The following is a 10,766-nucleotide window of genomic DNA, read 5'->3' as shown; positions in this document are numbered from 1 at the left end:
TGACTTCCGCAATCGGCGTGGAAGACTGCGCCGGCAAGGTCGCCGCGGGTCAGTGCTGCGGCACCTAAGGCATCTTCGACTGCGTCACGGCGGAACTCTTCGGTGTAATTCTTTTTGGTCATCGGGTTAGATCTTCTCGCTTTCCTTGGTCTGAGACCAGGATCAAGCGTGTCCGTCACACGGGGTCAAGGCCCGTCAGGCATGGGGTACGACAAAGGATGTCCCGCAGGCCTGCTGCACATGCACTCGAGGTCGCTACAGATCGACGTGAATGAGTCGACTCATGCCGGTGTGGCGAGATCAGACCACGACCAGCGGTCTTCGTGGCATGATCTGGTCCATGTTGGACAATCGATCAGTTCGTGGCAGGTTCGGGCTACTTGCGGTGCTGACCGCAGCGTCGGTGCTGGTCGCGTCGGGCGCCGCGGTAGCAAACCCGGAGAGCGGCGTCGGATCCGTAGGCACCGGTTCGTTGGGTGCCACCTCCACGGCGGAGTCAGTGCTGTCTCCGCAGGGCAGTACCCGGCAAGTACCGGCCGACTTCTTCGGACTCAACGGTGCACGCATCATTGCCCCGGAAAATGCTGCCCAATGGCACGATCCGGTTTTCCGACAAGCACTGGGCGGTCTCGGAGCAGGATTGCTACGGGTGCAAGGCGGGACCACTTCGCAGTGGATCGACTGGCGAACCGGCCTTTTCGACGAACGTCAGGGCAGTCTGTTCATCGGTCAGAACGAGCGCAGAGAGTCGCTGTTGCTCGAAGACTGGGCGCAGTTGGTCCGCGAAACCGGAGCAACTGCGATCTTCGACCTGAACGTGCTCACATCAACTCTCGACGAGCAGATCGACATGCTCAGGGCAGCACGAGAGTTGGGGATGGAGGTGAGGTATGTCGAGTTGGGGAACGAGCTGTGGGACCCGGCGGAGTACTACCAGCAGGTGTACCCGACCGGCGCCGACTACGCGAAGGCCATGAATGACTGGATTGTTGCGCTGCGGGCACAGTTTCCGGGCATCGAGATCGCAGTCTCCGGTGCTGACGACTCTTCGACGATCACGTCGGTCCTCGGCGAGCGTCTGCAGCAGTGGAACGAGGGACTGTACGCAAACATCGTCGGTGCGGACGCAGTCGCGATCCATCCGTACTGGGTACCCGACCCGATTCAAGCAGACATCGGTGCGACAGTCGCAGGGGGAACCGTCGCTTGGAATGCCTTCTCAGAGAAAGCACTCGCCAAAGTTCCCCCGTCGATGTCGGTCTGGCTGTCCGAGTACAATCAGATCAACCTGCCGCTAGGAGAAATCCCGGGATTCCCGCCGCACTTGATTCCGGGTGTGCCGCAAACCTGGGCCGTCGGACTCGGCGTGGCGAGCTTCGCGCTCGCCAGTCTCACCGAACCGCGAGTGAGCATGTCGGTAATCCATGCCGCACTCGACGGGCATCCATCGGAACGATCACGGGCCGCAAACGGTAACGAGGAAATCCACGCGGTCCTCGCGGACGGCTCCGGCGGTTCGACGGAGTTCGGGCGCACCGCTATCAACGAGGTCTTGACGCCGATCTACGGTCGCGCTCGGGGCGGCGCAACAGTTCAGGCCGTGCGAGCAGATTCCGCGCCTACAGTGACTGCAGCTCTCCTCTCACCGCTCGGTATCTCACAGGTACCGGCAATCACCGGGGCGATGTTCGCAGGCGACGATCCAGGCGCTTTCCTCGTCAACCTGAGCGATCGACCGGTTCGGGTCACTCTGCCGTCGACGTTGCCGGACCGTCTTACGGCAGATGCATTGACCGCGCTGCCTCTGTCCAATCCGGCATTCACACCCGCCGACACCGTCGGCAGTACCCGTACCGTGGTGACGGGGGAGATGGTGCTGGCTCCTTACTCGTTTACTGAACTGTCTGTCGATTGATGGCCGGCTGAACTGGTGGCCGGTTCACTCGGGGGATGGTCCTCGTCAAGGCTGTGATGCCAGCCGCGTTCGGGTCGAATCCTTTGCCGGTCGGGCGCGATTGATAGCGCCGACGACATTGTATGGATGATCGCGGGTTGATTGAGGCAGGCCCCGGGCTGTACAGAAAGGACTCCCGTTGATTTGGCTGATAAACATTCGTCAGATCCAGTGTTCGGGCGATGCTGCCATGAGGCGATCCATCGTCTCTGGCGAGAACGTGTTCGAAGACACCGAAGGCGTCTTACGGGCGCGGCGGGGAGGGTCCAGTTCGGAGTACAACGATCGAGAAACCTCACGGACTGCGTGGACGACCAATGGGGCGACGCGTTCGAGCTGAGCAGTCCTGATGTCGCCGCACAGGGCGATGCTGCCGACGGGGCCTTCGTGTCTTCGAATCGCCACAGCGACACATGCCGCACCACAAGCTGCTCTTCCCGTTCGAAGGCCACGCGGCGGCGCGGGCGGGTCCGGCTCAGTTCCTGGTGCAGAACATTGACGTTTGTGATGGTGTTGTCGGTACGGATAAGGAGACCTGCACCGAACAGAGCCTTCGCCACGCCGATGTATATGCGCGGAGGGTTCCGTCCGAACGTGATGTGGACATCGACTGCCTGATCCGGTCCGTCATTGACACGGTCAGGTCGGGAGACACTGCTGCGATGCCGGTATTCCACCTGTCGGGAGCCAGTACATCCTGCTCGAGTGTCATTGCACCACGGTATCGGCGCCCACCGACATCATTTCTCGTGAAAACGCGTTGAGGTGGGGTTTTCGAGGAGATGGTGCGGGAAAGGAAATTCTCGTCACTTACCGCGTATAGATCACCAGTGAGCTGCCCGATGCCGGGAAACGACAAAATCTTGATGACTGATCATCGCCGAAGCACATTCCCTCAACGCGGGCGACGCATCAGTGTCCAAGCCTGTGATCAGGAGGAGGACGCGGTGAATCACAGGCTCGGCCGAATCGTCGGTGTTCCCTGAATTTCGGCTAGGCGGTCAGCACTGAGCGAGAAAAGCTGCCATGAGCTTGCCGGGGGGGCGAACCACACTAACGGTTTCCTTCACGGAGTCGGAGACTCGGGCAGGCCGCAGTCAGACGGTGACCCCACGGTCTACAACGTCACGGTTTCAACGTGCGACACGATCGGTTAGCGTCTGAGGACTTAGTGAGGATGACGACTCCTCTCAATGCCCCGGATTACCGCCTTCGAGAGTTCGATCTCCGAATTTTCAGAGGGTAATTCTTCCGATCTGACGCACCGTGACTCCTCGCCATCGTGAATTCCCCAGGGCCTATCGCTTCGGTAGATGCTCAATTTGTCACAAGAAAAGATATCTAAATTGAAAATTCAGCCCGCCGACAGTTCCATTTCAGGTCTTGATTACGGGCTCGATCAAAGGTTCAAGGATCGCCCGATGATCTCCTTCATGATCTCGGTGGTGCCGCCGTAGATGGTCTGGATGCGAGAATCCATGTATGCCTTAGCGATGGGGTATTCCTTCATGTAGCCGTAACCGCCGTGGAGTTGGAGGCATCGGTCGATCAGTTTGACCTGGGCTTCGGTGGTCCACCACTTAGCCATGGCCGCTTCTTGCACGGTCAACTTCTCGGCATTGAGTTGCTCGATGAACTTGTCCACGAGAACGCGGACGGCCGTAGTCTTCGTGGTCTCTTCCGCCAGTACGAATCGGGTGTTCTGGAAGCTACCGATCGACCTGCCGAAGGCCTTGCGCTCGCGGCAGTACTGGATCGTGCTTTCCAGAACGGATTCCATGACTGCAGCAGCGACCACGGCGATGGAAAGCCTCTCCTGGGGAAGGTTCTTCATCAGGTAGAGGAAGCCCATCCCCTCCTCGCCGAGCATGTTGGAGGCGGGGACTCGGACGTCGGTGAAGCTCAGTTCTGCGGTGTCTTGTGCCTTTAACCCGATCTTGTCGAGGTTGCGACCTCGTTCGAAGCCTGGCATTCCGCGCTCGACAACGAAGAGGCTGAAGCCCTGCGCTCCGATGTCGGGATCAGTGCACGCAACGACGACGACGATATCGGCGTTGATGCCGTTCGTGATGAACGTCTTGGACCCGTTCAGAATCCAGTCATCGCCGTCGCGGACGGCTCTGGTCTTGATGCCCTGCAGGTCGCTGCCGGTTCCGGGTTCTGTCATGGCGATCGCTGAGATCAGTTCTCCCGAGGTGAATCCCGGCAGCCAACGCTGTTTCTGCTCGTCGTTACACAGATCGACCAGATAGGGCGCCACGACGTCGTTGTGGAGCATGAAACCGATACCGCTGTAACCAGCCTTGGTGGCTTCCTCGGTGATGACGACGTTGTATCGGAAGTCTTTGACGCCGCCGCCGCCGAATTCCTCGGGAACGGCCATTCCCAGGAAACCTTGCTTGCCGGCTTCCACCCAGACGTCGCGATCGACGATGTTCTGCTCTTCCCACTTGTCGTGGAAGGGTGCGACGTGCTGTGCCAAGAACTTCTGGAAGGACTCCCGGAAAAGATCATGTTCCGGTTCGAACAGGGTACGTTCCACGCCAACTCCTACTACGTCGATGTTTTGTGGGAGAACTGAATTTCGTTGCGTCCGTTCGTACTGTCGTAGGACGGTACGAACTCGTCAGAGCATTCGTCGATGATGTGAGCGATCAGGAGCGGTGACTGCATCCGCCTGTAGAGCAAGCTTTCTGGCGTATCCTCACTGCTCGAGGAAACGCAGATCGACCGGTTGTCCGTCGGAGGGGAACGGCAGGGACGTGAAGTTGAGCGGGGCGACGTAGTCGGCGTCGACGCGCCAGTCGAAGCGCAGAAGGAGATGATGCATGATCGCTTTGATCTCGGCGCCGGCGAAGTGCATGCCGAGGCATTTGTGCACACCACCACCGAACGGCTCCCACGCGTATCGGTGCACCTTGTCTTCGCGTCGGTGCTCCGCGAAGCGCTCGGGATCGAAGCGTTCTGGTTCGGGCCAGTACTGCGACATGTGGTGCGTGAAATGCGGCACCACCGCCGCGTACGTTCCTGCAGGCACGAAATGTCCCTGGACCTGGGTGTCGCGGACCGCGCGGCGCGCCATGACCGGTACCGGAGAGACGATCCGGAGGCATTCCTTCATGACCAGATCGAGGCTGACGAGTCCGTCGAGATCGGCGTAGCTCGGTGACGCTGTTCCCAACGAGAGGGACTCTGCCCGGCATCTGTCCTGCCACTGTGGGTGTTGGCCCAGGTATTGCATCATCGTGGAGATGGTGATGGTGGAGGTATCGTGCGCGGCCATCAGGAGGAAGATCATGTGGTCGACTACTTCGTCGTCGCTGAAGCGTTGTCCTGCTTCGGATTCGATGTGGCAGAGCACGGAGAACAGGTCATCGGTTTCGTGTGATCGGCGTGCCGGTAGGTACTGCCGGAAGAAGTCTTCGAGGACTCGGCGTCCGTCGAGTCCTCGCTTCCACCTGGTTCCTGGGACGTTGTAGCGCACGACTGAGGTGGCTGCCTGTACACAATCGACGAAAGCTTTTTTCACCGCGTCGATTTCGCTCTCGGTGGATCTTTCCGCGCCTCCCATGAAGATGTCGGTGGCGAGATCGAGGGTGAGTGATTTGAGTGCGGTGTAGGCGCGGAATCCGTCGGTGGGAGTCCAGGCGTCGAGCGCCGAGGCGATCGCCGGGTTGAGAACGTCGACTGTTTTTTCCAGGCGTGATCGGGTGAATGCCTGCTGCATGATTCGTCGGTGTCGTAGATGTTCTTCCGAGTCGAGAAGCATGAGGCCGCCGTGGAAGAAGGGGCCGATCAGGACTGACCAGCCGTCGCCGTTGACGAATGCTCGATCTTTGTTCTGCAGCACTTCTTGGCATGCGTCGGGTCCGAGGACGGCGACCCAACGTCGCCCGATCATCGAGAACCAGGAGACCTCGCCGTAGCGGTCCCAGTGCTTTTGCATCAAGGCGAGGGGATCGCGGATGTATTCGAGTGCGTGCCCGACACCGGGGAGCCCCGATCGGCCCGAGATCGGGAGTAACTGCGACTGTGCTGGTGGATCGGCCAGGATCTTGGACATGGATGAACCTCGACTTCCGCATTGATCTGACAGTGCATCCTGTCAGATATGGGTAGTCTGCGTCACAGCGATCGGATCTGTCAATATCGACCTATGACTTCTCCTACGCCACGTCGATACGCGGGCCTGAGCGGCGACCAGCGTGCAGCACTGCGGCATGAAACCTTGCTCGAAGCCGCATTGGAAGTCTTTGCTGCCACAGGCAAGAGTGGCGCCACCATGACCGCCATCTGCGCGCACGCCAAGTTGACCGAGCGGTACTTCTACGAAAGTTTCACCAGCAGAGACGAACTCCTGCAGAAGGTCCTGGACGGAATCGCCGACGAAGTCCGCGAAGCCGGACTGGACGCACTTCGAGCGAGCGGCGGGACGCTCGAGCAGCGCGTACGAAATGCCATCGCCTCGTTCGTCACCATCTTGACCGACGATCCACGCAAGGGACGTGTTGCGATGATCGAATCCGCAGCGTTCGAACCTCTGCGCACACACCGACGTGCAGCGCTGCGGGGTTTTGCTCAGATGGTGGCCGACGAAGCCACCCGCATGTACGGCGACCGGGCATGGCCACCACACCAGGGCGAAATCAACGGATTGCTGTTTGTGGGCGGCTTGGCCGAGTTGGTCACCGCATGGTTGAACGACGAGATCGCCATCACCCCTGACGAGATCGTCGATGCGGCAACATATCAATTCACCTCCACCGCCCACCGGTAAGGAGTCGGGTGCGGGAGTTCACGATCGAACGGGTAGCGAGGGCTCTAACCACACCCCTGCAGGGCATCGGCCAGCTGGAGAGTGTCACTCGTGGATGGCCGGACCGTAGGTGTCGGCGTATTCGAGCGCAAGTTCGAGTTTGAGCCGGTTGGCCCCGATGGGGTGTCCGAGCATCTCCTCGGCGCGCTGGATGCGGTACCGCACGGTGTTCTTGTGCACGCCGAGCGCGCGAGCTGCCGCGTCCGGGCTGCGGTTCACATTCAGGTAGGTGTGCAGAGTGCGGCGCAACTGGGTGGAGGCTGCATCGGTACCGTCGAGGCCGCGTAGTTCACGCGAAACCAGTGCCCTCGCCGCGTCGGGGTGGCCGTCGAGTAGGTGGACAATTTCGACGTCTGCATACAAAATCGGACGAGCCGCAACCTCCTGATGTTCCGAAATATGTTGAGCGGAAACAGCTTCGGTGTGACTTTGCCGAAATCCTCGAATTCCCTTGCCTGGGTTGCCCATCGCGATCGATATCCCGGCCGGGATATCCGCACCGATGTCCACTGCGGCGAGATCCGACTCGACGTCCATCGACAGCCACGCCCAGAGCCCTCGCGATCCCGACGGCAGAGTCAGTAGCTGGCGAGCCCCGATCGTGGCCGCGACCGCGCGGACAACGGAATTCAGGACGCCGATCACGTCCTCGGTCTGCTCTGACGGCACGTTGTCGAACCACAGCACCAGTGCCGTGTTATGCCTGATCAACGGGTAATTCAAACGGTTCGATGCCGCCGCTGCATCGACGATCTCACCTCGGATGATCGCCTGCACGGTTTCCGCCTGCCGTGCGAACGCGCCGCTCAATCCGCGCTCTCGTTCCTCACTGTAGGTATCGGTGAGTATCTCCAACGACACGTTGAGCCAGTGATTCGCCCGCTCCAGGAGCCGTATCAATACCTTCGGTTCCAGTACGGGGTCGGTGATGCGCTCACTTGCCGTTTCCGCGGCGAACCTCAGCAGCGCCTTCTGGCCGACTCGGTAGATCTGCATCAAGACCCTCAGATGCAGACCTCGTCGGGCGATCGTGCGCGCGAGATCATGAGCTGCGAGCGGCAGGTCCACCTCGGCGGAGTCGTCGGTGAGCCAGATCAACAGCGCACGCCCTTGCCCGCGGGTGCTGGCATCGAGGTCCCGCCGCAACTCCCGGTCCGCGGAAACTTCGGGGACCTCCGCCACTATTGGTGCGTCGAAGCGCGCGACAAGGCCATCGAGGGTGCCGGGCACCAGCGCCTCCGCAGCGAATTCCCGGAGCCAGGCCATCACCATGTCGTCAGCGGACACGTCAGCACCTCTTTCGTATTTGGATTCAAAGTACAAGAATGACCAATCTCCTTGGCCTATTTCGCCAAGAAAACTTCAGATCGCTTGTGTAATTCTAATAAGACGTGGCGCAAATCATAGAAGGCGGGGTTCATATGAGATCCGGAAGCAAGGCCGAGACGGGCTATGACGACATCGATGTGCACTGCCCCGCGGACGGACGCCTCGTCGCGCGCGTACCGGACAATAGTTCCGAGACAGTGACCGAGACCGTCCGATCTCTGCGCGCTCACCAAGTCGAGTGGGAAGCGCTGGGGCCGAAAGGTCGGGCCAAGTGGCTACGGAAGCTGCGGGACTGGCTCCTCGACAACGAGCGCCATCTCATCGACGTACTGCAGTCCGAGACCGGCAAACCGCGCGCCGAAGCAGCCATCGAGCCCGCGCTCGCGTGCGATCTGATCAACTACTTCGCTGACAATGCCGGCACGTTTCTCGCCGACGAGCGTGTGAAACCCCACGGACCGCTCTCGATGACCAAGCGACTGATCAAAACTGTCCGCCCCTACCCGGTAGTCGGTGTGATCACTCCGTGGAACTTCCCGCTCGCGATGCCGGCGATGGACATCATCCCGGCTCTGCTCGCCGGCGCGGCGGTTCTGCTCAAACCGTCCGAGGTGACGCCGTTGGCAGCCGTCGAACTCGCACGGGGATGGTCGGACATTGGTGCGCCCCCTGTTTTCTCGGTCCTCACCGGCCGCGGCGACACCGGTGCAGCGGTAGTGGATTCGGTGGACTTCGTGCAGTTCACCGGTTCCACCGCAACCGGTCGAGCGATCGCGGTGCGGGCTGCCGAGCGACTGGTGCCGTGCAGCCTCGAACTGGGCGGCAAAGACCCAGCGATCGTGTTGGCGGATGCCGACCTGGACCGCGCGGTAGCCGGAATCGCCTGGGGCGGCCTGTTCAATGCCGGACAAGTGTGTGTGTCTATCGAACGCGTCTACGTCGAGGCCCCCGTCCACGACGAGTTCGTCGCGCGACTGGTGGCACTCGTCGGCTCGCTCCGACAGGGCACCGACGACGACGGATATCGCACCGATGTCGGCGCGCTGGCCACCGAGGCGCAACGTGACCTCGTTGCCCGGCACGTCGCCGACGCTGTGGACAGCGGCGCCACGGCCCTGACCGGAGGCAAAGCCGGGAGCACCGGCACCTTCTTCGAGCCGACTGTCCTCGTCGACGTAAACCATTCGATGGCCTGCATCCGGGAAGAGACCTTCGGGCCCACCATCCCCGTGGTCAAGGTCGCCGACGCCGACGAAGCCGTACGTTTGGCCAACGATTCCGAGTACGGCCTGTCTGCGACGGTGTGGTGCGGGAACAGAACCCGCGGCGAGGAGATCGCCCGCCGACTCGACGCCGGCGCGGTGAACATCAACGACGCCTTCTCCAATCTGTTCGCGCTGGGGCTACCGCACGGAGGCTGGAAGCAATCCGGTCTCGGCGCACGATTCGGGGGTGAATACGGAATCCGCAAGTACACCCGGCAGCAGGCGATCACGATGCCGCGCGGACCCGTGATGAAGCGGGAATTGCTCTGGTATCCGTACACCCCCTTCCGTGGTCGTTTCGGCGGCAGGCTGCTGCGCGCCCTCGTCGCGCGTGACCCGCGCCGCCGACTGTCCGCAGCAAGCCGCTCGAACTCCCTGTAACGACGACTGAAGGACACAAGGAAAATGACACAATCTCTGCACGGTCGCGTCATCGCGATCACCGGCGGTGCCCGCGGAATCGGGTTCGCAACCGCGACCGCGTTGACCAGACTCGGCGCGAAGGTGGCAATCGGGGATATCGACGAGGCCAAACTCAAAGAGTCCGCGACCCAACTCGGCCTGACCAGCTACCGCAAGCTCGACGTGACCGACACCGAATCCTTCGAGGCCTTCCTCGACGACGTGGAAGCAACGCTCGGGCCTATCGACGTGCTCGTCAACAACGCCGGCATCATGCCCGCCGGCCGGATCGCGGACGAACCCGACGCGGTCACCCGCCGGATCCTCGATATCAACGTCCTCGGGGTGATCACCGGCTCCAAACTCGCTGTTCGGCGAATGCTGCCGCGCGGCCGCGGACACGTGGTCAACATCGCCTCACTCGCCGGCGAAATCTACACGCCCGGACTGGCCACCTACTGCGCCAGCAAATATGCCGTCGTCGGTTTCACCGACGCCGCGCGGGTGGAGCACCGCGGTACGGGAATCGAGTTTTCCGCGGTACTGCCATCCTTCGTCAACACCGAGTTGACGGCGGGTACCAAGGGGCTTCCCGGACTCAAGAACGCCGAACCGGAAGACATCGCACGTGCCGTCGTGGCATTGATCGAACGCCCCAAGCCGAAGGTACGGGTGACCAAGCTCGTCGGCGCTCTCGCCGCCAGTCAGAAGTTCTTCCCCCGCCAGGTCAGCGAAGCGCTCACCCGAGCGCTTCACACGGACAGAGTGTTTCTCGAAGACGTCGACACCGCAGCCAGGCGGGCCTACGAAGAGCGGGCTCGTCACAGCTGAGCCGATTGCCCGCGATGCGCGGGCCCTTCGTCTCGGTCGTCGCTCCGATTCTTCCGGAGTCGACATGACAGCACTTCATCTCAGTCAACGACAGAAGGCACAGAAGATCTTCATGACCACCAAAGCTTCCATTTCCGCGACACCGATGTCGCCCGAGGACAACCTTTTA

General features: G+C 61.2%; 8 protein-coding genes. 4 read left to right on the top strand and 4 right to left on the bottom strand.

What is annotated here, in order from left to right; genetic code table 11:
• Positions 1–283 precede the first annotated feature (283 nt).
• Positions 284–1,915, top strand: a complete 1,632-nt coding sequence (locus tag RE4_RS30455; protein WP_024488032.1) for a hypothetical protein — start codon at positions 284–286, stop codon at positions 1,913–1,915.
• A 201-nt stretch (positions 1,916–2,116) separates the two neighbouring features.
• Here RE4_RS30455 and RE4_RS31945 read toward each other — a convergent pair whose 3' ends face one another.
• The 3 genes from RE4_RS31945 to RE4_RS30440 form a co-directional block, all read right to left on the bottom strand.
• Positions 2,117–2,359: a hypothetical protein gene (locus tag RE4_RS31945; protein WP_024488031.1), complete on the bottom strand. Its 243-nt coding sequence runs from the start codon at positions 2,357–2,359 to the stop codon at positions 2,117–2,119.
• A 994-nt stretch (positions 2,360–3,353) separates the two neighbouring features.
• Positions 3,354–4,496 carry an acyl-CoA dehydrogenase family protein gene (locus RE4_RS30445; protein ID WP_024488029.1) on the bottom strand — a complete coding sequence of 381 codons (1,143 nt, stop codon included), beginning with the start codon at positions 4,494–4,496 and terminating at the stop codon, positions 3,354–3,356.
• A 162-nt stretch (positions 4,497–4,658) separates the two neighbouring features.
• Complete coding sequence (locus tag RE4_RS30440; protein ID WP_060939896.1) at positions 4,659–6,017, bottom strand: cytochrome P450; 1,359 nt, start codon at positions 6,015–6,017, stop codon at positions 4,659–4,661.
• 93 nt (positions 6,018–6,110) lie between these two features.
• Here RE4_RS30440 and RE4_RS30435 point away from each other — a divergent pair, with 93 nt between their 5' ends.
• The gene (locus RE4_RS30435) at positions 6,111–6,731 is read left to right on the top strand and encodes a TetR/AcrR family transcriptional regulator (protein WP_024488148.1); all 621 of its coding nucleotides are present in this window, start codon (positions 6,111–6,113) and stop codon (positions 6,729–6,731) included.
• Between the two features lie 84 nt (positions 6,732–6,815).
• On the opposite strand, the gene RE4_RS30430 is transcribed toward RE4_RS30435, so the two are convergent.
• On the bottom strand, positions 6,816–8,057 hold the full coding sequence (locus tag RE4_RS30430) for a PucR family transcriptional regulator (protein WP_024488149.1): 1,242 nt from the start codon (positions 8,055–8,057) through the stop codon (positions 6,816–6,818).
• Between the two features lie 134 nt (positions 8,058–8,191).
• Here RE4_RS30430 and RE4_RS30425 point away from each other — a divergent pair, with 134 nt between their 5' ends.
• Both RE4_RS30425 and RE4_RS30420 read left to right on the top strand, forming a co-directional pair.
• The gene (locus RE4_RS30425) at positions 8,192–9,745 is read left to right on the top strand and encodes an aldehyde dehydrogenase family protein (RefSeq protein WP_024488150.1); all 1,554 of its coding nucleotides are present in this window, start codon (positions 8,192–8,194) and stop codon (positions 9,743–9,745) included.
• A gap of 24 nt (positions 9,746–9,769) precedes the next feature.
• Positions 9,770–10,597 carry an SDR family oxidoreductase gene (locus RE4_RS30420; RefSeq protein ID WP_021343271.1) on the top strand — a complete coding sequence of 276 codons (828 nt, stop codon included), beginning with the start codon at positions 9,770–9,772 and terminating at the stop codon, positions 10,595–10,597.
• Positions 10,598–10,766: the final 169 nt, after the last annotated feature.

This window comes from Rhodococcus erythropolis NBRC 15567, from assembly GCF_001552595.1.
Taxonomy (GTDB): domain Bacteria; phylum Actinomycetota; class Actinomycetes; order Mycobacteriales; family Mycobacteriaceae; genus Rhodococcus_F; species Rhodococcus_F erythropolis.
Note: the sequence above shows the minus strand (reverse complement) of the source record. Positions and strands in the feature narration are given on the sequence as shown.